13 protein-coding genes are annotated in these 21,560 nt (G+C 60.9%); 2 read left to right on the forward strand and 11 right to left on the reverse strand.

Annotation, left to right across the window (positions count from 1 at the left end; all coding sequences use genetic code 11):
* Window positions 1-72: 72 nt before the first annotated feature.
* The 10 genes from H0Z09_RS18615 to pap form a co-directional block, all read right to left on the reverse strand.
* On the reverse strand, window positions 73-609 hold the full coding sequence (locus H0Z09_RS18615) for a fimbrial protein (RefSeq protein ID WP_186692254.1): 537 nt from the start codon (window positions 607-609) through the stop codon (window positions 73-75).
* An 11-nt stretch (window positions 610-620) separates the two neighbouring features.
* On the reverse strand, window positions 621-1,100 hold the full coding sequence (locus H0Z09_RS18620; RefSeq protein WP_076953083.1) for a fimbrial protein: 480 nt from the start codon (window positions 1,098-1,100) through the stop codon (window positions 621-623).
* 43 nt (window positions 1,101-1,143) lie between these two features.
* Window positions 1,144-1,626, reverse strand: a complete 483-nt coding sequence (locus H0Z09_RS18625) for a fimbrial protein (protein ID WP_186692256.1) — start codon at window positions 1,624-1,626, stop codon at window positions 1,144-1,146.
* Between the two features lie 10 nt (window positions 1,627-1,636).
* Window positions 1,637-2,218: a fimbrial protein gene (locus tag H0Z09_RS18630; RefSeq protein WP_186692258.1), complete on the reverse strand. Its 582-nt coding sequence runs from the start codon at window positions 2,216-2,218 to the stop codon at window positions 1,637-1,639.
* Window positions 2,219-2,235: 17 nt separating this feature from the next.
* Window positions 2,236-2,997 carry a fimbria/pilus periplasmic chaperone gene (locus tag H0Z09_RS18635; RefSeq protein WP_186692260.1) on the reverse strand — a complete coding sequence of 254 codons (762 nt, stop codon included), beginning with the start codon at window positions 2,995-2,997 and terminating at the stop codon, window positions 2,236-2,238.
* Window positions 2,994-5,597: an outer membrane usher protein gene (locus H0Z09_RS18640; RefSeq protein WP_186692262.1), complete on the reverse strand. Its 2,604-nt coding sequence runs from the start codon at window positions 5,595-5,597 to the stop codon at window positions 2,994-2,996. The genes H0Z09_RS18635 and H0Z09_RS18640 overlap by 4 nt, the downstream gene beginning before the upstream one ends.
* Before the next feature lie 20 nt (window positions 5,598-5,617).
* On the reverse strand, window positions 5,618-6,178 hold the full coding sequence (locus H0Z09_RS18645; protein ID WP_186692264.1) for a type 1 fimbrial protein: 561 nt from the start codon (window positions 6,176-6,178) through the stop codon (window positions 5,618-5,620).
* A 50-nt stretch (window positions 6,179-6,228) separates the two neighbouring features.
* Entirely contained in the window at window positions 6,229-6,750 is a 522-nt protein-coding gene (locus tag H0Z09_RS18650) for a fimbrial protein (RefSeq protein ID WP_186692266.1), read from the reverse strand.
* Between the two features lie 484 nt (window positions 6,751-7,234).
* On the reverse strand, window positions 7,235-8,419 hold the full coding sequence (locus tag H0Z09_RS18655; protein ID WP_186692268.1) for a thiolase family protein: 1,185 nt from the start codon (window positions 8,417-8,419) through the stop codon (window positions 7,235-7,237).
* Window positions 8,420-8,710: 291 nt separating this feature from the next.
* Window positions 8,711-10,216 carry a polyphosphate:AMP phosphotransferase gene (gene pap, locus H0Z09_RS18660; protein ID WP_186692270.1) on the reverse strand — a complete coding sequence of 502 codons (1,506 nt, stop codon included), beginning with the start codon at window positions 10,214-10,216 and terminating at the stop codon, window positions 8,711-8,713.
* Between the two features lie 217 nt (window positions 10,217-10,433).
* On the opposite strand from pap, the gene H0Z09_RS18665 reads away from it, so the two are divergent.
* The gene (locus H0Z09_RS18665) at window positions 10,434-14,438 is read left to right on the forward strand and encodes a hypothetical protein (protein ID WP_186692272.1); all 4,005 of its coding nucleotides are present in this window, start codon (window positions 10,434-10,436) and stop codon (window positions 14,436-14,438) included.
* A gap of 86 nt (window positions 14,439-14,524) precedes the next feature.
* Window positions 14,525-16,513: a bifunctional tRNA (5-methylaminomethyl-2-thiouridine)(34)-methyltransferase MnmD/FAD-dependent 5-carboxymethylaminomethyl-2-thiouridine(34) oxidoreductase MnmC gene (gene mnmC, locus H0Z09_RS18670; protein ID WP_186692274.1), complete on the forward strand. Its 1,989-nt coding sequence runs from the start codon at window positions 14,525-14,527 to the stop codon at window positions 16,511-16,513.
* Here the strand turns inward: mnmC and H0Z09_RS18675 are convergent.
* Window positions 16,434-21,350, reverse strand: coding sequence for an NEL-type E3 ubiquitin ligase domain-containing protein (locus tag H0Z09_RS18675; RefSeq protein ID WP_186692276.1), 4,917 nt, complete (start codon window positions 21,348-21,350; stop codon window positions 16,434-16,436). The genes mnmC and H0Z09_RS18675 overlap by 80 nt on opposite strands.
* Between the last annotated feature and the right edge of the window lie 210 nt (window positions 21,351-21,560).

Genomic DNA, 21,560 nt, shown 5'->3' on the forward strand with positions numbered 1-21,560 from the left:
ACGTCGCCGCAGGTGTCCAACCCCATGCTGAAACGGTCCGAAAGATAGTTAATGTTTTCAGCCCATCCAGGGCTACGGATAGTCCAACGTAAACGTTGAGGTCACCGTGTACGCACCGTGCCCGATGGTTTGATCCTTGATGGCTGTCGGCTCGCCCTGCACATAAGCCTTGAGCTCGATGGCATTGCTGCCGTCGCTCAGCGCCTGTTTGTCGCTGACGGTATTCAAGGGCAAGGGTTTGTCGCTCAGCGTCTCTATACCGACGCCAATGCCGGAGGCGCCGCTGCCGCCATCCAGCGCGAGCAAGCCGGGAAGCTCTGCGTTCTCTACCCCCCCGAATGTGATGGTCACCGAGTTGCCGATCGTGGTATCGCAGTCTTCCAAGTGCAGCTTGAAACGCTTACCCACCGAGCGCGTGTTGATATAGAGGTACTTGCTGGTGAGGTCCCAGAGTTCCAGCGTGATGGCCTCGTCGCCGGGGCGCAGGGTGCAGGCTTCTTCAACCAGGTTGCCTTTGAAACGCAAGTTGTCCGCCGCCTGCCCCAAGGGGACCAGGCCGACCATGAGCAGGAGTGCAATGCCATTGTTTTGAATCCGTGGATATCGCATCGATGCAGCTCCTACTGGTATTCGGCCAACAACGTGGCCACCGCCGTAAACCTGGCGGGAGGCAGCGTTGCACCGGGCTGTTGCACGGGCACTACCTCCAGGGTCGGCGGTGCCGACAGGGTGATGTCCAGCGGCGTATTGAGTGGAAACGGCAGGTTGTTCTGAAAAACCCGAATGCCCAGTGCAGGCACGCTGGTCTGCACCGCTGAGCCGTCAAACGCCGTGGGGGTGCCGTTAACGCTCAGCTTCAATACCCAAGGCAGGGTGTCGGTGCCGCAATTAATGGCGTAGCCAACTCCTCTGCGATACCTCACACCATCGACGCGTTTTACCCCGACATCGCCGAAGTCAATCTCGATGGTGTTGCCCGCATCGATCGTGCAGGGAGGCGGTTCGTTCAGCGTTCCGCTGAACGTCAAGTTGGCCGACGCGCCACTGCACAGTCCGATGGCACACAGGGCGAGCAAGGCTCGCGGCTGCCAAGCTGTCATGGGTCGTTCCTCGTATTATCAGTAGCCGTTCTATCGGTAACCATCATTGGTAATCGACCACCAGGGTCGCGGTGGCATCGAAGGCTCCGCCGGTCAGCGTGCTGCCCGCACGCTTGACCGGCACCGCCTGCACCACGGGAAAATCGGGATAGGTGAAATTCACGGCCGTATTCAGTGGCCAGTCGGCACCATTCACAAACAGCCTTACGCCGAGATCCGCTTTGCGCGTGGCAAGCACGCGGTTATCAAACGACGCCGCCGTACCCTTGAGCTCCAGGGTCAACGCATTGCTGAAGGGAGAATTACAGGTGACGGTATACGGCACCCCGCGACGGTAATTGACCCCATCGACCCGTGACGTCAGAAGGTCATTGCCGAACGGCACATCAAGCGTGCTGCCGCTATTGATGACGCATGGCGGAGGCGCAATGATCACCGCGCGAATGGTCAAACTGGTTTCGGCCTGTATGCCCTGGCTGACCGCCAGTAACACGCCGCCGGCAATCACGCCGATTGATTTAGCCATCATCGCCCCCTTACTCATAATCGAGCCTGAAATCCACCACGGCCCTGAATGCCCCACTGGTCAACGGCGCAGCGGTGCGCGTGGGACGTACATTCCAAGTCTGGGTATTGCGGCCCACGGGCAAAAACAGCGGCTGGCCCCTTGAGCCCAATTGCACGTCCCGGCCAAGGGCGTCGGTCAACTGCAGGCCCATGCCGGTGATGCCCTGCACTTTGACCAACCGCGGATCGTCGGCGTCCGCCGGCGCCTGGAACGTGACCGACAGCACCGGTTGATAAGCGCTCCAGGTCAGGTTGCCCGTACGCTCATTGCGTATACGGCCGGCGGTGCGCAGACAATCGGTGAACCGCAGCTGAAAGGCCTTGGGCGTCGCCTGGTCGCCGGGCCGTTGCAATTGGCTGGTCGACACGGCGTCCAGATCGACGGTCTGGTGCAGCGAAGTCATTTCCAGGCTGCAAGGCGACTCATGCATGGACCCAAGCACATTCAGCATGCCGCTCATGCCTTCGATATCGTCCTCATCCGCGGCATATGCACCCGCCGCCACGGCCCATAACAGGCCGCCCAGGATCTTCATTTTTTGCGACTTCATGACGTTCTTCAGCACCATTACTCCTTCGCCGGCACGGCCTGCGGGTTCACTTTGCAGGTATGGCCCGTGCAGGTGAAGGCGAGGAGCGGGCGGCCGCCGTAATCGTTCACATAGGCCAGATAGGGGGTCGTACCCAGCGCCTTGGCGGTAGGCCCCAAGGCCAAGGTGCCTTTGGGGGGAACCATCAATGGCACGAAACCCGGCACGGTTTTGCCTTCCTTGCTGTTACGCGCATCCACCAGCGTCACGTAATACGGCGTGGGGTTATGGACCCGGTATTGATCGCCTTCACGGGTCAGGGTCAGTTTTTCCTGCCATGGGTTGGACAGGTCCTGCTGACTCGGCTCGATGGCTTGCGGGCGGTAGAACAGTTTGATGCGGGTTTGCAGCGCGATCTGCAGGGTGTTGGCCTTGTCGCTGCGCGGCGGAATCTCTCTCAAGTTGAAGTAGTAGACCGTCTCCCGGTCCTGCGGCAGCAGCTTGGCCGCCGGCAACGCCTGGACTTTCACCTGGCTTTGTTTACCCGGCTCCAAGCGTTGAACCGGTGGGAGCACAATCAATGGCGTGGTGATTTTTTGACCGGTTTCATCTTCGATCCAGCCCTGGGCCAGATAGGGCAACTGGGTATTGTTGTTGGTAATGCTCACGCTGGTGGCTTCTTTGCCACCGTCGAAAATCACGCGGGTACGGTCCAGAGCCACCGCCGCGTTGGCGCTCTGGCTCAAGGCCAGGACCCACAGCGCGAAGGTCGGGAATATGAGACGTGTGCTGGGCATCATGATGCTGTGTTCTCCATATCTGTAGGCGTGCCGGACAGCCCGGCGGGCTCCGGCAGGGATGAGTCAGCGGCGACCGCCTCGCAGCGCAACTGCAGGGCGTCGGTCAAACCATCGGCAGGCAACGTGGCAGGCAGCGTGAGCAGGCATCGCGCGTCGCCGCCCCAACTGACGGTCATCTGCTCGCCGGCCTGGATGCCGCTCAGGTAGACCTGGCCGCCGTCATTCACAATGCCGGTGCCCTGTTGCTTGAGGTTTTGCACCGTCGCGCCAAAGGGTGGTGGGTTGCCATCCGCCAGCCGCAGTACCGCCATGGCCTTTTCACCGGCAATCACATCCAGCGAGCGATAACCGATCGCTCCTTCGGTGAGCGTCAATTGCGTGACTGACTGAGTGGCTTCGACGTTGCTCGGCAAACGCTCCAGATCGACACTGGCGGCAGTACGCTGATAGCTGCTGATATCCGAAATCACGGCCTTGCCAAACACATTGCTGCGGGTCGGCGCGCCATAACCGCGCACCGGCACATCGGGCACTCCGGCGGTATCGACCATCAGGCGGGTGCCGCCCGTGCTGGTGGTTCGATGGAGCGCCGCACCATAGGCCGTGAGCGTGGCGCCGCCGCGGGCAGAGACACCGAGGCTGCTGGAGCCGCCCTGCTGCCTGCTGGCGCTCACGTCGATGTCGGCGTGGTTGCCCATATGGTTCAGGTAACCGCTGGCGGACGTGTCGCTCGCACTGAGCTGGTAGCTGTTACGCTCATCGAAGCGATCGCTGTAGCGCGATGCAAAGCTGTTTTTGCCGGCGAGTCGATTGGCATCCAGCGCGAGTGTGCCGGTACGCCCCAACGGCAGGCTGACCGTCAATGACATGCCGTTATCCTTGTAGTTATATTCCTGGGTGCGGTGCATGTTCAGGGAAAGGCTCATGTTCTTGACGGTGCCCATGTTGAAGTAGCGCGACAGCGACAAGTTCCAGCGATGCGTGTCAGGCCGGTCCCAGTAGGTTTGCTTGTTGTAACTGGCGTAGACGGTGGCCCCCAGGTCACGAAACTGCTTGTTGACCGTCACCGTATACAGCGCCTTGCTGCCACCGATAGGCTTCCACCCTTCGTTGTGGTCGCGATAATCCCCACGTCCGCCGAGTTCGCCGTTCAATCCGTAATGCCTGGCATCCAGATATTCACTCATGCTCAGGAAGTTCTTTTCGGAAAACCGGTAACCGGCGAAGGTCACTTGGCTGTCGTACTCTTCGAAGTTCTTCGAATATTGAAGACGGTAGGATTTACCCGAGAGGGTTTCATTCCATATGTTGGCACGAGACTGTGTTACATCCAGCGAGACGGCGCCGAACGCCAGCAAGTCCCGCCCGGCGCCCACGGATAACGCCCGATAGTTGTTATCGGTGATACCGCCACCGAACAACGACCAGCCATTGCTCACGCCCCAGGAAAACTCTCCGGTACCGAAGAAGGCGCCATCGGAGCCATTCTGAAGGTTGGACGGTCGCCCGCTCGCCAGCTTGTAACGGACTTGGCCTGGGCGCGTCAGGTAAGGCACGCCGGCCGTATTGAGTTGGAAGGTATGGACCGAACCGTCCTGCTCTTCCACCCGCACATCCAGCTTGCCGGTCACCGCATCATTGAGGTCCTGAATGCGAAATGGACCCGCAGCAACCAGGGTTTCGTAGAGCACACGGCCCTGCTGGCTGATGATGACTTTGGCGTTGGTTTTGGCCACCCCGACCACTTCCGGCGCATAACCACGCAAGTTGGGCGGCAACTGGCTTTGATCCGAGTTGAGCGCGGCACCGGTAAAGCGGAAGCTGTCGAACAGGTCCGAATACAGGTAGCTTTCACCCACGACCAGGCGCGCCTTCAACGCCGGAATAGCGCGATACGCGTAATAGCGACTCCACTCCAGCTTTTGCGGGCCGGCCGCCTCTTGCCGATCGCTCTCTACGCGCCCCTGCCAATCCGCCCTGAAACGCCAGGCACCGGCATTGGCTCCCACGGTTCCGTTGCCACTGAGGTTTTTGCGCTGGCCCTGGTTTCTCTGATAACTGGACTGCGCGGTCAGGCTGTAGTCCACCAGCAACCCCGGCACCCCCTCATCCCATCGGGAAGGCGGGTCCCAATTGATAGCGTTGTACTCCAGGTAGGCCTGGGGCACGTTGATGCTCAGGGTGGAGGTGGCCAAATCACCACTGACCTCCATGCCGGGCAAGCCTTGGATATCCAGGCACTCCCCGTCCTTCCACCATGTAAGTCTGCCGACTTCGGAGACTTTCAGACCCAGTTGCTCAACAAGATTGCGCGACAGACACGCTTGGCTGCCTTTGGGATCGTTATCCGGGGGATAGAACGCCACCGATTGCTCAGCAATGGGCTGGGCGTTCAGGTGCACAGCCATCGGGTAAGTGCCGGGCAAAATGAATCCGCTGCGCGCGAATTGAGACAGGTCAATATTAGTACGATCACTCAGATCGAGAACGTCGGTATTGAACTCGATATCCCCAGCGCCCAATGCAGTGCCTGCCAGCGACATCAACCCGCCAAACAGCCCGGGGCGGAGCGAATTTTTGATCTTCGACGTATTCAACATGCAAGGCTGTCCATCATTGTTCAAAAGTATTCCAACTTGAATCGCACCGCGGCACTGTGAGCCCCGACCACCAATGGCAAGCCGTTGCCGACCAGGAAAAACCGGTAGTTGAGTGTCATGTCACCTTCCCTCAGCGGGACCGGGGCCATGCGTTGCCCCGGCAGACTTTCCTGGCCGGCGGCGTCGACGATGTGCAGGGCAACCCCCTGCGAGTCGCCAAACACAGCGAAGGAGAGCCCTGCCCTATCGGTGGGCCCTTCGAACGTCACGCGCATATGTTCCCAATCAGGCAGGCTTGCGCCTGGGCGCAACGGGTCCGGGCGGCTCAATGAGCAATTGACCAGACGTAACTGGAAGGGATGATCTTCTCCCCGCGTGTTGCGCAAGAGCCGACCAACCGGTTCGGGCGGCATCTCGATGGTTTGATCGATACTGGACAGTTCCAGCCCGCAGGCGGAATCAACCACTTCACCTCCCAGCAACACGACCCCATCGCCTTGCGCAGACGCCTGGGCGACCACACAAGGACTGATGAATGTCGTCAATGAAGAAGCGATAGCCAGACGTATGAGTGTTTTCACCTGGATCTCCCATCAGCCTCCCCCGCCACACCGGGTGGCGGGGGCAACCTTTACTGATACGCCAAGGTGAAATTGGTGACCGCGCTGAAGTCGCCGGGAACGATGTCCCCAGTGGCGGCGCCTTGTACGTAGGCACCAAATTCCAGCGTGTTATCGCCCGCGCCGATGATTTGCGGAGTGGTAGGAACGCCCAACTGAACGAGGGCACCGCCATGGGTCATCATGATGCCCAAATTGCCTGCACCGCCGACCGTACCGATAGCACCGGGCACCACCGTGGACGGCGCGCCAGTGAAAGTCGTGGTGACGGTATTGTCAGTGAGGCCGGCCAGGTCGCAACCTTCCAGCTCGATCAGCACACGTCGAGCCTCCGATTTGCCACCCGCTTGCAGCTGGTGTTTTGCAATCGCACCCAGGCGAACGGTTTGGTCAACGGAGTCAGGCTTGATAGAGCAGGCACCTGAGTGGACCGACCCTATGAATGTCACCGTTCCATCCGCCGCATGTGCCATTGACATCGAACCCGCCAGCAGACCGACAGACAACAGCACAGTTTTCATTTTGGTTTTCATCTACACATTCCCACTTAACAAGTGTCATTAAGGAGCCTTTCCACCGACAGGCGCAGGGCTGATTAAAAGAGCGGTTTTACCTATACATCGAGGGGGACTTCCTGAAGCGCATTACAACTTTTTGTATTGCATTTCAGGGCCACGCTCAACGCCGGACAAAGTATCCACTTAACACTTTAAGAAGTAAGCCAGATATGTCACTCAATGGCGTAGCCTTTGCGTATCGAGGCCTGCATGAAATTTATGGCTATTTGCCAAAACTTTAAAAACAGGTGAAGGAAGAGGACTACATGAGCACTAGATGCGAATTATTTAGCGCCGGAGACGTCCGTAAGAATAAGGCTACATACCCTTTAAAACAACAAAACTTACAGGAACTTAGCAACTAACTATGTGGCCCGCGAGCCAGTGGCATCCCCGAACGGCAAATGCAAAAAGGGGAGCAAAGCTCCCCGTAATAGCGCGCTGCAACTGCCAACCAATGCTAGCGCACGGCTTCAAACAACCCGGTTGCGCCCATCCCACCGCCCACGCACATGGTGACGACGCCATAACGCAGGTTACGCCGCTGCAACTCACGCACCAGGTGCCCCACCTGCCGCGAGCCAGTCATGCCGAACGGATGGCCGATGGAGATCGAGCCCCCATTGACGTTGTACCTGGCGTTATCAATCTCCAGGCGATTGCGCGCATACAGGCACTGGGATGCGAACGCCTCGTTGAGTTCCCACAGGTCAATGTCCGCCACCTGCAAACCCTTGGCCTTGAGCAGCTTGGGCACCGAGAACACCGGGCCGATGCCCATCTCGTCCGGTTCGCAGCCGGCCACGGTAAACCCACGGAAGAACGCCTTGGGCTTGAGCCCCAGTTCCAAGGCTTTTTCCAGGCTCATCACCAGGGTCATCGAAGCACCGTCGGACAATTGCGACGAGTTACCCGCTGTCACCGAGCCATCTTCGGCGAACACCGGCTTGAGTCCGGCGAGGCTGGCCAATGTGGTGTCCGGACGGTTGCAATCATCACGGTCGACTACCCCGTCGAGCACCTGCACTTCGCCGGTGTTCTTGTCCTCGACCCTGTACTTGACCGCCATCGGCACGATTTCATCGCTGAACAGGCCGTCAGCCTGCGCCTGGGCCGTTCGCTGCTGGCTTTGCAGTGCATAGAGGTCCTGGTCTTCCCGGCTGACGTTGTAGCGGCGCGCGACGATTTCGGCCGTCTGCCCCATGGGGAAGTAAATGCCCGGCACCTGCTCCTTGAGCAACGGGTTGATCAGGTTGTCGGTGTTGACGCTTTTCATGGTCAGGCTGATGGACTCGACGCCGCCCGCCACAATGATGTCGCTGCAACCCGAGGCGATCTGGTTGGCCGCAATGGCAATCGCCTGCAAGCCCGACGAGCAGAAGCGGTTGAGGGTCATGCCCGCCGTACCCGTGCCCAGTTGCGACAACACGGCCACGTTGCGCCCGATGTTGTAGCCCTGGGCACCTTCGTTGGAGGCGGCGCCGACGATGCAATCTTCCACCGTCGCCGGATCGATGCCGTTGCGGCTGAGCAGCGCGTTGACGCAATGGGCCGCCATGTCATCCGGGCGGGTCTGGTTGAACTTGCCGCGAAAGGACTTGGCCAGGCCGGTTCGCACGCTGTCGACGATCACTACTTCACGCATGGGCTACCTCGATCTTGTTGTAGTTGGGAGATGGATCGAGGATAGATCCAGCTCTGTCCAACCGCGACGATCATTCACCCCGTCTATACAAAAGCATGGCTGCGAACTGACTTGTAACGGGCTTCGCAGATTCCCTGTGGGAGCGGCGGTGCGACGATTCGACTTGCTCGCGAAGGCGGTGGATCAGTCGATATCTTCGGCGACTGACACTCCGCCTTCGCGAGCAAGCCCGCTCCCACATTGGATTTTCCTTGCTTTGAGCATTGCGTTCGCTCAACTGATCGGCAGGGATTATTTCTTTTTCTTCTTATCAGACTTGGCGAATGCCTCCTCCAGCGCAACGTTGATCGTGCGCAGCACCTTGACCCGCGCCCAGCGTTTGTCATTGGCTTCCACCAAGGTCCAGGGCGCCACTTCGGTGCTGGTGCGGTCAACCATATCGCCGACCGCCGTGCGGTAAACATCCCATTTATCGCGGTTGCGCCAGTCGTCTTCGGTGATCTTGAAGCGCTTGAACGGGATTTCCTCGCGGGCCTGGAAGCGTTCCAGTTGGGTCTGCTTGTCGATGGCCAGCCAGAACTTGACCACGATCACGCCCGCGTCGCGCAGTTGCTCTTCGAAGTCGTTGATCTCACCGTAGGCGCGCATCCAATCGGCCGTCGTGCAAAACCCTTCAATGCGCTCCACCAGCACGCGGCCGTACCATGAACGATCAAATACGGTGAATTTGCCCCGCGCCGGGATTTTCTGCCAGAACCGCCACAGGTAGGGCTGGGCACGCTCGTCTTCGGTGGGCGCGGCAATCGGCACGATATGGTACTGGCGCGGGTCCAGCGCGGCGGCGACGCGCCGGATCGCCCCGCCTTTACCCGCCGCATCGTTGCCTTCAAACACCGTGACCAACGCGTGCTTGCGCATACGCTTGTCGCGCATCAGGCCGGAGAAACGGGCCTGTTCGGTAATCAGCTGTTCTTCGTAATCGTCCTTGTCCAAGCGCAGCGTCATGTCGAGGCTGTCGAGCAGGCTCATCTGGTCCACCGCCGAGGGCAAGGGCGCCGGGTTCATGCCGCTGGCCTTGAGCTTGGGCTGCTTCAAGGCGCTCTGCAGGCCCTCCAGCAGGATCTTGCCCACGGTCAGCCCGCGGTAATGCGCATCGACGCCCTCGATCACATGCCACGGCGCATAGTCGCGGCTGGTACGGCGCAACACGCGCTCGCCGAAATGCACGAACTTGTCGTAGGTAGCGGATTGCTGCCAGTCCAGCGGGCTGATGCGCCAGCTGTGCAACGGGTCGTCGGCCAGCGCCTTGAGCCGCGCCTTCATCTGCTTCTTGGACAGGTGGAACCAGAACTTGAAGATCAGCGCGCCTTCATCGCAGAGCATCTTTTCCAGGCGCTCGGCGCCGGCAATGGCCTGGTCAAGGCGCGCATCCTTGATCTGCCCGTGCACCCGGCCTTGCAGCATCTGGCTGTACCAGTTGCCGAAGAAAATCCCCATGCGCCCCTTGGCGGGCAGTTGGCGCCAGTAGCGCCAGGCCGGTGGCCGCGCCAGTTCTTCATCGGTCTGCTGGTCGAAGGTGCGCACCTCGATCAGACGCGGGTCCATCCATTCATTGAGCAGCTTGACCGTCTCGCCCTTGCCGGCGCCTTCGATGCCATTGATCAGGATGATCACCGGGAAGCGCTTCTGCTGCTGCAGCTCGTACTGCGCTTCCAGAAGCGCTTCACGCAGGGCCGGCACTTCGGCGTCGTAGGTGTCTTTGTCGATGGCGTGACCGATTTCGGCGGATTCGAACATGGGCAGCTCCGTGTGTGGGTGGACCAAGACTAGCGGATCGAGGCGTGCGTTGCGCTTGATCCACGACATTAGGTTAACACTGCGTTCACACGCTCTAATATTTCCCGCTGGAAAGCGACGGAACTCACGACACACGTCTCCACACTCAACGGGAGGCGTGCGATACGCGCCACCAAGGAAGAAGACTTTTCCGTCACCTCAGTCCAGGTAGGTCATCATGCTCTCCGTCAATACGCAGCGAACTGCTCCCTTCGATTTCCAGGTTCCAACCCAGCCAGACAGCCAGCCGCCACACCCGACCACCCACGCAGTCGAGCCCCACGTCCCGCTGGCGGTACGCTCGCTGCGGCGAACCCGCGAGGCCTCCGGGCCACGCACGGAGGCTGCCACGGCAGGCGCGCCCGCACTCGGCAACTTCAGTGGGGCATTGTCCTGGCCACTGCCCTTGACGGTTGAAAGCCAGCGCGAAATTGCCGACGTCGTCGCGTGTAACAGTGCGCATCTGCCGGGCCTGCCGCTGGCCGACAGCCGCCAAGGCGCCCTGGGCTATCTGCTGGGTGATCCGTCAATGTCGGATATTGACCTGCAAAACCCCGCCACTGTTCTGCAGCAACTTGCGCGAACGTCCAGGTGGACGGCATTGGGCAATGCCCTACAATCGCAACTCAACGGTATTCCCACCCAGACCAGCGTCAATGACTACGTGTTGGCAGCCATCGGTATTGGCCTGGACCTGGAGTCGCTCGATCACCCTGCAAGAAACACTGTCGCCGGTTTCGACCTGGCGGGCCAGGCGCACTGGGGCCAGTCACCCTCCACCGTCGTCGCAGCCCTGGAGCGCCACTTGATCGCTCAAGGCAAAACCACCGCCGACAGCGCAAAGCTGGGCGCCCATCTGTTGCTGGCACGGGTAGCTCCGGAGTATCTGGTCAAGGCTATTCCTGCGACCGTGGTCTATGGCAGCGCCGCGTGGGCGACCTTTACCCTCGCGGTGGCCCAGCTTGAAAGCGATGCGCCCGGCAGCACAGCAAGCATGAGCTTTGCGCAAGTCATGGCGAAAACGGAAGGTCGTTCCCAGGCGCCTTACGCAGATGCGTTGAGAGCGGCACTGGTCGATTGGGCAGTGGTCAATGGGGTGGTTGAAAAGCACGCAGACGATACCTATGCACCCGCTCAGATCGAAACCATCAGGCAAGCGTTCAACCAGCAACGCGATGAACGCCTGCAAGCCTCAAGGGCACTGGACAGCCCCCTGCCCAGTCGCAAGGAAATAGCGCTGGCGGCACTCAAAGAGCGCTTTGGGGACCAGCCCTATTTTGAGGAAAAATGCCTGAAGGCCAAGCCGACCCCAAGGAAGAGCCGTTTATATACCGGAACCTATTCAATGTTGGATCTGGTCATGGCCGGCATTGAAAAGCTCGAAACCTGGACAACCAAAGACCCACGCATTCCCATCCAGGGTTTTAACACCGGCGCTGGATTCACCGCCAAGGCAGCATTTGAGAGTAAGTTCGACAGCGTCATCGGCGAACACAAAAAAGCTCACCACACCCTGGTCAAGCACCTGATTGCACAACTGCCACTGGACGATCGAAACAACTTCGAGCAGGGAAAGCTCACGTTCTTCCGACAAAACACCTACAAGATAGGGATGGATATTATCCCCTCGACCACGCTTATCGAAAAAGGCAACACCCTGACGCTGAAACTTGAGCGAACAGTCGACAACCGCTCTAAAGTCGATCTCTATGAAATAGATATGACCCACGGCGTCATCCGCAAACGCAACGATTATCCCCACTTGGCAACCCCCTCCACCAAGTCGGTGGCCAATAAAGATTACGTTATCGAAACGTTCAAGCCGGATGAAGACAAGCAGTCGCATTTGCGTGACGAACGCCCCTCGCCCCAGTCGACACCCCAGAGTTTTACCAGCCCCCGAACCGACTACATCGCCAACGCCGTCGTTGAAGCCATGGATCTTGACTCGGCAAACGTCGTGAACGCTGCGCGCGGTAGCACGACCATTGACCAGGAACGCGCTTCACGGGAGGCCGTACATGACTTTCTGCTCAACCTTGTGCCGCTGCGGTCCGCGATTGTCAATTTCCGCGAGGGCAATACTGGCCAGGGCGTTTACGACCTGGTGGTGGATGTGTTTGGCTTTCTGACGGCAGGGCTGGGCGTCGCCGGAAAGCTCGGCAAGGTGGTGAGCGCAACGGCCACTGCAGGCACCAAAGCGCTACAGACCGCAAAGATCCTCGGGGTCACAGCCATCGGCACGATCAACCCGTTGGGAGGCGTAGGTGACCTGGCCGTAGGTGTCGGGAAGCTGATCACCAAAGGCGCGCGCGCCGCACTACACGGAGTTCGCAAGCTTACGGGCCAGGCCGGGCAGTATGATTTGCTCCAGGCCAGTGCAAAACAATCGCTTGCAACGGGCATCTTTACGGTTGCCGGTCAACCCGTCGAAGGTGCCGCCGTGCTGCACAAAGGCAGGTGGCATGCCTTCGATACCGTCACCCAATCGGCTTATGGCCCGCCCCGGGATAACTTCCGCGCCAGTGCGCGCTCCTTGCAGGACAGCGCATTTGGCAGAACCGATTTCAAGGTTTTGGAAACCACCCTTGGCGAACGACCGCTGGTACTGCACCGCAACGGTTTAAGCGACGTGCTCATTGGCGACCAAGTCTTTCGGCATGACCGCAAACACCCAAGCTTTCTATACGACCTCGCGACTCACCCGCAACGTAATGGCGAGGATCTGGTCGCTGTCTGCAGCCCTCCCAAGGGTGGGGCTAGAGTAAAGCGCGGCCTGTCCAACCTCTGTTTTGCCAAAGACATCGCCCAGACCGGAACGCGTGAATTCAAGCGCGCCCAAGCCATTGAACACAAACGTTTCCAGCCCTACCCCAACCGCGACGGCGCCACGCTGCTCAGTCACAACCGGCGCTATTATCGGGCCGATAATCCACCGGCAGGTCAAGCGCTGCGACTTGAAACGGCGGGCACCCCCATCGCCTATAAAACTCAGGTAAACGGTCAATTGCTTGACGACCCCTCTTTCGGCTTGCCCAATAAAGAAGTGGATCCGGTACTCGACGCCCACACCCGTGTAATCAGGCTTGAAGCCATCGATGACCAGGCCAACGTTCAACGCGATGTGCGAGCGATAGTGATCGAGCCCAAGCACAACAACCCGGGCCATAAAAAGTACCTGGTGGCCGAAGCCGATACCGGGGTTTTCTACAAGGCTGAACTGGGCCAGGACAAGGATCTGACGTTTAGTAAAATCGATTCGCTGGGCCAGGATGGGCTGGGGCTCGAACTCATTCTCACGCACAACCTGCACGTCGAAGACGCCTTGAGGGCCGCGCAGTTGCCGATCGATAAGGATCTGGTGGCGCTACCTCCCCTGAACACGATATTTACCAACCTGCGCGAAAAATATCAGTACCGGGCCAAGCACATGGCGGCGCTGCAGGAAAAGATGGACAAGCTGCCAGACGAGAAAAAACGCGAGTTCGCGCTGGGCGTCTGGAACAAAGGTGAGGGCCGCCCCGTAGAGATAGCGGCGCAGGAGGTCAAGATCAGACCCTTGGTCAAACCCGCCGATTTCGATCAGTTCCTGGAGCAAAACAAAAATCGATTTTATGCGCAAGCGGCGAAAAAGGAAGTGGATAAACAGTTCCAGGCCACCGGGATCGGCCCGGCGAACCAGCGCGTGCCCGACAACCCAGGGGACATAACCCGACAAAAAATCGCTCGCGAGGTCGTGATCTGGGAATACGACAAGATTGGCGCGCCCAATTATGCCGACATCGTTCTCAAGACCGGCGCAGGCAACTGCGATCAAATGGCAAGGGCCGCCGCCGAAATCATCAAGGAAAGCGGCGGCGATGCAAGCGTTTGGGCGATGTCAGGGCATGTGTTCACAGTGGTCGGGGCACCAACCGGGGTCAACGCCAGAACGGTCGACTTCCGCGAGCCGAAATGGGCAAATGCCTGGATCGTCGATCCATGGGCGCAAATCGAGTGCAAGGCCAGTGAGTACGTAAGTCGACTCAAGCAGAAAATGGACGAGTGGAGTCGGGCCGGCAAAGAGCTGCTCGTCGTCAATCCCGCGGTCGCCGGCGCGGGCCCCGTGTGGACCCGTCCCAATGAACCCTTCTGGCTCGACATGCTGATCAAGGAGGAAAAGGAGTGGTTGTATAAAGCCTAGGGTCAAAGCGTGCCGCAGGTCAGGCAACGGCGGACCAATAGGCTAGAATGGCCGCCTTGCCTTTGCCTGCTTTTGATGAGCCCTCCATGAACCCCATCACCCACGCCCAGCTTGACTGGGATGACCAAGGCCGCCCGCACTCGCGGGTGTTCGACGATGTGTACTTTTCCGACCAGTCGGGCCTTGAAGAAACCCGTTATGTGTTCCTTGAGCAAAACCGTTTGCAGGCGCGCTTTGCCGCTTTGCCGGCGGGCGGGCGGTTGGTGATCGGCGAAACGGGGTTCGGCACCGGCTTGAATTTCCTGTGCGCCTGGCAACTGTTCGAACGGCACGCCGTGGCCGGCGCGCGGCTGCATTTTGTCAGCGTGGAAAAGTACCCGCTGAGCCACGCCGACCTGCAACGCGCCCTCGCCCTCTGGCCCGAGCTGCAACCTTTCGCCGAGCAACTCCTGGCGCAGTACATTGCCATCCACCCAGGCTTCCAGCGCCTGGTGCTGGATAACGGCCGCGTAACCTTGACCCTGATGATCGGCGACGCCCTGGAACAATTGCCGCAACTGGATGCACAGGTCGATGCGTGGTTCCTCGACGGTTTCGCCCCGGCAAAAAACCCCGAGATGTGGACCGCCGAACTGTTCGCCGAACTGGCGCGCCTGGCGGCACCCGGCTCGACCATCAGCACCTTTACCAGCACCGGCTGGGTGCGGCGGCTGATCAACGCCGCCGGGTTCAAGATGAAGCGCACGCCGGGGATCGGCCACAAGTGGGAGATCCTGCGCGGCGAGTTTCTCGGCTGGCCCAGCGACACAGCGCTTCCTGCCCCCGCCAAACCCTGGTTCGCGCGCCCGCCGGCCCTCGACGGCGAGCGCCACGCAATGGTCATCGGCGGCGGCCTGGCGGGTTGCGCCACCGCCGCCAGCCTCGCGGCCCGGGGCTGGCGCGTCAGCCTGCTGGAACGTCACGCGGCCCTGGCGCAGGAAGCGTCGGGCAACCCGCAAGGCGTGCTCTATCTCAAGCTTTCCGCCCATGGCACGGCCTTGTCCCAACTGATCCTCAGCGGTTTCGGCCACACCCGGCGCCTGCTGGAACATTTGCACCGGGGTGTCGACTGGGACGGCTGCGGCGTACTGCAACTGGCGTTCGACGCCAAGGAAGCCGAGCGCCAGGCGCAATTGGCCCAGGCGTTCGCGCCGCCATTGCTGCACCTGCTCGATCGCGATCAGGCTCAACAAAGAGCCGGCATCGAACTGGCCCAGGGCGGTCTGTTTTTTCCTGAAGGCGGCTGGGTGCATCCTCCCGCGCTGTGCGCCTGGCAGGCTGCCCATCCGCTGATCGACGTGCTGCCCCACCATAATGTTCTGCAGTTGCATCGCGACGGCCACCAATGGCAGGCCCGCGACGGCGACAACGTGCTGGCCAGCGCTTCGGTGGTGGTGCTCGCCGGCGCCGCCGAGATCAAGGGTTTCCCGCTCAGCGCCGAATTGCCCCTCAAGCGTATTCGCGGGCAAATCACTCGCCTGCCGCAAACGCCGGCCAGCCAGGCGTTGGCCACCGTCGTATGCGCCGAAGGCTACGTCGCCCCCGCGCGCCTGGGTGAACACACCCTGGGGGCGAGCTTTAATTTCAGCAGCGATGACCTGGTGCCCAGCGTCACCGAACATGTCGGCAACCTGCAGATGCTGCGGGATATCTCGCAGGATCTGGCCCAGCGCCTGGCTGCCGACCAACTGCCGCCCGAGCAGCTGCAAGGCCGCGCCGCCTTTCGCTGCACCAGCCCCGATTACCTGCCCATCGTCGGGCCGCTGGCCGAGAGCGAGGCGTTCAAACACGCCTACGCCGCCTTGAGCAAGGACGCCCGACACGTCCCGGATGCGCCCTGCCCCTGGCTGGACGGGCTGTACATCAACAGCGGCCACGGCTCGCGCGGGCTGATCACCGCGCCGTTGTGCGGCGAACTGATCGCCGCCTGGCTCGACAACGAACCCCTGCCCCTGCCTACAAGCGTGGCCCAAGCCTGCCACCCGAACCGCTTTGCCGTGCGCGGTTTGATTCGGGGCAAGCCCGGCAAAGCCTGATCAGGGGATGCTGCCGGCGCACACCTGCGACTCCTCCCCCCCGGATGGCTTCCAGGGTCAGGCGTTGGATCTCGGCCTTCTCCTGCGACTGCTGCTCGGCCCGAATATCGTTGACCCGCTCAAAGTAGGTCGCGTCATCCAACTCCAGGCGTTGCTCGAAGACCTCGAGCATGCGCTGCACAAGCGGCTCGTTCAGCGCCTCGAAACGCTGCGAGAATGTGCGCTGCAGATAGTCCTTCCAGAACGGCAAGTCTTGTATGAACGTCATCAATTGCGGCGATAACTCGGCAAGCTTGACCTCGCCCTCGGCGCTGTCCAGGGCGGCTTGTGTCACTCCGCCCAGGCGGGCAAAACGCATGTGTTGCGGCTGACCGGGCAAGTAGAACCGGTTCACCAGGCCGGTTCGGAAAGCCAGGCTGACTTCAAGCGGATCGCTGGTCGGATGCGCACTGCTGTGCCGGCCGGCAATCCGTTCCAGGCGATCGAGGCGAAACAAGCCCCTTGCCAGCTTCAACAGGGGGCGCGCGGTAATACGCCCGTTTGCCAGCAAACGCCTGGCCTCGCTGATTTCCGTCAGTATTTCCAGGTTGCTGAAATTGACGGCGGCGGCGTCGGCGCAGTGCAGTGGCGTGGCCGCCCGGTCGAAGAGTTCTTCGCGCAGTTCGGCATCGCCCGCCGCCGCGTCCAACACGCGCCAGATCCGCCGCTGCAGGTCTTCGCGCACATGGTGCGCATCGGCGGTGGCGCCCATGTCGGCGAGCAACTTGAAAAAGCCGTCGGAACGTGGCGCATTTTTCAGCCCGGTCCACACCAGGTCCTTTTCGGCAAAATCGGCCATGCGCTCGTCCACCATCCACAGCTCGCGGGCTTTCTGTTCGGTCAGACGGGCGATATCGTCCTGCACGAAGCCAAGGCCCAGGCCCGTGCGTCGGCGCAGGCTGCGCACGCCCGCTTCGCTGGTGGGCGACAACGGGTTATGACGTAGATTGAACGCCTGGGCGATGCTGCGGGGCAGCTCCGGCAGCCAAGCCGGCAATGTGGTGATGTCGTTCTGGCGCAGGTCCACATGTTCCAGGTACGGCAAGCGCTGCACCCCCGCGGGGAACTCCTTGAGCTGGCAGTTACGCAGGACCAGGGCACGCAACTCGAATTGGTGGCTGACATCCGGCGCGATGAGCAGCGGGTTATTCGCCATGCTCAGGGTTTTCAACCCGCGCAGGCCGGCCAGTTTTTTGCGCGTCTGTTCGGTCAGCAATACGCGGTTGCCGGCCAAGTACAGATGCTCGAGTTGAGGCATCATTGACAGGACTTCGGGCACGCGGGAGATCCGGTTACCGTTGAGTTCAAGGATGTGCAGCCCCTTGAAGTGCTTGAGAAAGTACGCCACGTCGTCGTTCAGATCCATGTTGCGCAAGGACAGGTGCCGCACATGGTCAAAGCGCACCTCGGGCGGCAAGGTGGGCAAGGCGCCCAAGAGGATGCCGTCCAGCGCCAGGCCCGGTGCTTCTATAAGCTGCGCGCTCCTGAGGGTATGGAGCCCACGCCAACTGCGCTCAATGGCCTGCGCCGCCTGATGCCGGCTCAACCGGAAATCCCACAACGGCTCAGCCTGTGCGTTGTGTCCGGAGGTGTCGCTGCGCCAGCGCTTGAGCGTGCGTTGCAGGGTCTTGAATTGCTGCTCCAGCGCTTCGACGGCATGGGCCCGGCTCAGGTGATCGTCACCGCAGCCGCGCAGCAGGTCGGCAACCTGATGCTCGGAGAGCGTGGGGTAGAGTTTTTTTATTTTGCGCACCAGGGCTGGTGCGAACTCGGCCGGCGGGCGCACCTGCGCGGGAGCACAGGTCTCAGGGGCTTGTTCGGCGAAGGCGCGCTCGGGCCACAGGTAGCGAGAGGCGTGCGAGCGCTCGGTCCGGGCGCGGAAGGCCAATTGACTGCGCAAGCGTTCGGCCGGGTCTTCACCCACCAAGTTCAAGGTGCGGCGTTGCGCAGGTGAGAGGCTGTCCACCACAGCCTGGTACAACCCCATCGGCCCTGGCACGGGCGTATTCAGGCCCTTACCCTGCTCATCGAAAGCTTGAAAACCCGTGCCGCTGCGCACGAGGGTGCGCCGTACCGGCGCCGAGGCCGGCCCGGTCTGATACAGCAACTCGCCTTCCACGCCGCCCTCGCGCACTTGCAGCAACAGGTCTTGCGGCCAGCCATCCAAGCGTTCAAGCATGCCGATCGCCACGCGGTGGGTTGCAGCGTCTGCCAGTGGGGGCCAATGCAAACCCATCAAGGCTCGATCGCCAGCCCGCAGGTCCATGGCTTCGCGCGAGCGCTCGGCGAGCGGCAATGGCACCCGACCGGTCTTGCGCAAATACCGTCGTTCCACGGTGGGCGTGCCGACCAGCAGTTCCTGGGCGATTCGCCTCGGCATTCCTGGAAAACGCGCACACAACGGCACAAGATCGCCGCTTGGCGCGCCGCTGTAGCGCTCATACAGCGCGTGCGAGACTTCGCGGTGATTGGCCCTGAGCGTCGTCAGCAACCGCTGCCTGAGCAACGGTTGCGCCTGTTCAAGTTCGACGGCTTGCCCGAGCAAGGTTTCACGCTGCGCAGCCGTCAAGGCCTGGAGCAAGGTCGGCATCACTTGCCCGTCCATCAGTTGCTGTTGGCTGATATGGATGCTCAGGTCGGAATAATCGAAAGGCGCCAGCTCGGGATAGGTTTCCAGTCGTTTACCTTCGCTGTCGAGCAATTCAAAAAAACGGCCCGAGGGCCAGCCCTCGAGCAAAGGCAGGGCCAGCATTTGGGTGCGGGCCGTCTGCGCGGCTGGAACCTCTCCGCGCTCAAGCACGCCGACCAGTTCATCGACCTTGCGATAGTGGCGGTAGAGGGTCACGCAATCGTACAAGCGCTCCGCCAGGCGCTGATGTTCTTGCGCCAACCGCTGCAACTGGTCCACCGGCTGTTCAGTGATCGCCGCCAGGCTGTCCAAGGCTTCGCCGGGCAGTTCCCGCAGTTCGGGGTTAATGCGCAACAGGTTGTAACGCGCCTCCTGCCATTCTGCCGGGCGCTCGAAGACGTGCTGCCACCCGCCCTGGAAGTTGTGCCGCAGCGGTGGGCGGTAGGCCCCCGAGCGTTTGGGGTGGTGAACTCGCCAGTGGCCAGAATCGCCGTCGTACTCAACGTGGTAGACCTCATCGTCGATCTTCACATACGACTTGCCTTCAGCCTGATGCATGCCACGGGCATCGGCCAGCCACGGTGCCGGCAGTGCGTCAGTATGACGATACGCAGCCAGGCGCGGGCGCCACAAGCGCGCCCGGTGATCGGGCAGCGCAACGCTCTCGACGTTGTCAAAAAAGGGCGCCGAGGTTGTCAGCGTGCGCTTGATCGAGCCCGCCACGCGCGCTCCGGCGCTGAACAACAGCATGCCTGCGATGTTTTCCGCGACGCCGACCAAGTGTTTGAGCGCCTCGGCGTGGTCATGGTGGCTCCAATCCTCGACGCCCTCAAAGACTTCGCCGAGCAGCTGTCCAACGGCCACGCCGAGCATCAGCTCTCCCAGTACGGGCACCACGAGCGCGGCGATGTTGAGTACGTCGAGCCCGGCATTAAGGTAATCGAACAGCCGTTGCTGACGCGCTTCTTCGTCCACGTCCGCGACCGGCACGGCCAGGACCTGCGCGTCCAACTGGATTTTGCCAACGCACGCCCTGAAAAAAAAATCACCGAAATTACTGGCCACAGGCTGTGGTTTGACAACCCACAGGGTGTGGTCTTGATCAAAACGCCGAAAAAAATCGAGCCGCTCGGCTTCGTCCAGGTAGCGGGTGAAAAATTCCCGGTAGGACGGCACCTGCAATTTCAGCGTCAGGTAGTGTTTGAAGTCGTCTATCGAGGGGTACTCATACCACGCTCGCACGGGCTCGTTGGGCATATAGACCGTGACCGCGCCGCTCGGCAGCTCGCCAGGTTCAGCGTCGCCGAACATCAGCACGCTCCATAGGCACGCGCTGTCGATATTCACGCCTTGCCAGATCAGGCGTTGCCCCTCTGGCGCCATGGCGCGCACTTGATCAGCCGGCTTGTCGGCCTTGATCAAGCGCAGCAGCCACTCGTGGTTTGCCTCGCTGATATGCCGCTTGGCCAAGGCAATGTGCAGTTCGATTTGCATGGCGCTGATTTTGCCCAGCCCAACCCCGAGCGCCGCCTCGTTGTACTCCACCGGCAGGGGCGTCTCGCCCGGCTCCGGCAGGTCGAACACCTCGCGGATGTGTGCCTGGTAGGCGCTGCCCAGGTCCAATGCGCGGCAATGGCGCACGAACTCGGCGGCGCTCAGCCCGGGGATCGCGCGCTGTTCAACCGCAGTGCGCAGCACCGAGCCTTCGGGCAGGCCGTCCACCTCGGCCTCGGCAGCGGAAAAATTCTGCATGGCGGCCCTGACCAGGCTGCGGCGTTCAAACGCGACGGTCTCAATTAACACGCCGGTGAGATAGGGGGCGAAATTGGCCGTTTCGCGCCTTGGCATTTCCAGATAGTCACATCCGACCTCCAACGTTGTGTGGCCCTTGCCCGCAAGGTAGCGGGTCAACGCCTCGGTGCAGAACTGATCCAGTGGCTGCAAGCTATTCATATAGTATTCAAGGTGTTCGCGGGCACTGAGGCTTTCGGCGTGCGCCTGCAGCAGGTAAGTCAAGGCCGGGGGTTTGGCCTCGATCAGCCAGTGCGGCAGCGTGGCGTGCAGGGTCCGGGCCTTTTCCAGATCACCGGTCATCTCCAGCATCGCCGCGTCCAGCTCAGCTTCCGTCACGGGCGTGACGAGGTCATATAAATTGCGCTCATTGCTCATCGCAGCAGTCCTTGGTGCAGTCAGTGGGGACTGACCACGATAGGCCTGCGCGGCACAAAAACAGATCCAAATAGCCGCTCGTTCCAGGGGCTGAAACACTCGAATTTCGCCGCTGAAAAACACCTGGATACCGCCGCTTCGCTGCACACCGCACCGCGTCGGCAGCCGCGCAACAGGGTAAATGGCTATGCGACTTATAACTTATCGATC

It is taken from the genome of Pseudomonas sp. SWRI18 (assembly GCF_014268345.1).
GTDB classification, from domain to species: Bacteria; Pseudomonadota; Gammaproteobacteria; order Pseudomonadales; family Pseudomonadaceae; genus Aquipseudomonas; species Aquipseudomonas cedrina.

What these genes read in the sequence shown, in the direction of transcription:
- H0Z09_RS18615 (WP_186692254.1), bottom strand. Translation starts at nt 609, where the DNA reads ATGCGATATCCACGGATTCAAAACAATGGCATTGCACTCCTGCTCATG.
- H0Z09_RS18620 (WP_076953083.1), bottom strand. Translation starts at nt 1,100, where the DNA reads ATGACAGCTTGGCAGCCGCGAGCCTTGCTCGCCCTGTGTGCCATCGGA.
- H0Z09_RS18625 (WP_186692256.1), bottom strand. Translation starts at nt 1,626, where the DNA reads ATGGCTAAATCAATCGGCGTGATTGCCGGCGGCGTGTTACTGGCGGTC.
- H0Z09_RS18630 (WP_186692258.1), bottom strand. Translation starts at nt 2,218, where the DNA reads ATGAAGTCGCAAAAAATGAAGATCCTGGGCGGCCTGTTATGGGCCGTG.
- H0Z09_RS18635 (WP_186692260.1), bottom strand. Translation starts at nt 2,997, where the DNA reads ATGATGCCCAGCACACGTCTCATATTCCCGACCTTCGCGCTGTGGGTC.
- H0Z09_RS18640 (WP_186692262.1), bottom strand. Translation starts at nt 5,597, where the DNA reads ATGTTGAATACGTCGAAGATCAAAAATTCGCTCCGCCCCGGGCTGTTT.
- H0Z09_RS18650 (WP_186692266.1), bottom strand. Translation starts at nt 6,750, where the DNA reads ATGAAAACCAAAATGAAAACTGTGCTGTTGTCTGTCGGTCTGCTGGCG.
- H0Z09_RS18655 (WP_186692268.1), bottom strand. Translation starts at nt 8,419, where the DNA reads ATGCGTGAAGTAGTGATCGTCGACAGCGTGCGAACCGGCCTGGCCAAG.
- pap (WP_186692270.1), bottom strand. Translation starts at nt 10,216, where the DNA reads ATGTTCGAATCCGCCGAAATCGGTCACGCCATCGACAAAGACACCTAC.
- H0Z09_RS18665 (WP_186692272.1), top strand. Translation starts at nt 10,434, where the DNA reads ATGCTCTCCGTCAATACGCAGCGAACTGCTCCCTTCGATTTCCAGGTT.
- mnmC (WP_186692274.1), top strand. Translation starts at nt 14,525, where the DNA reads ATGAACCCCATCACCCACGCCCAGCTTGACTGGGATGACCAAGGCCGC.
- H0Z09_RS18675 (WP_186692276.1), bottom strand. Translation starts at nt 21,350, where the DNA reads ATGAGCAATGAGCGCAATTTATATGACCTCGTCACGCCCGTGACGGAA.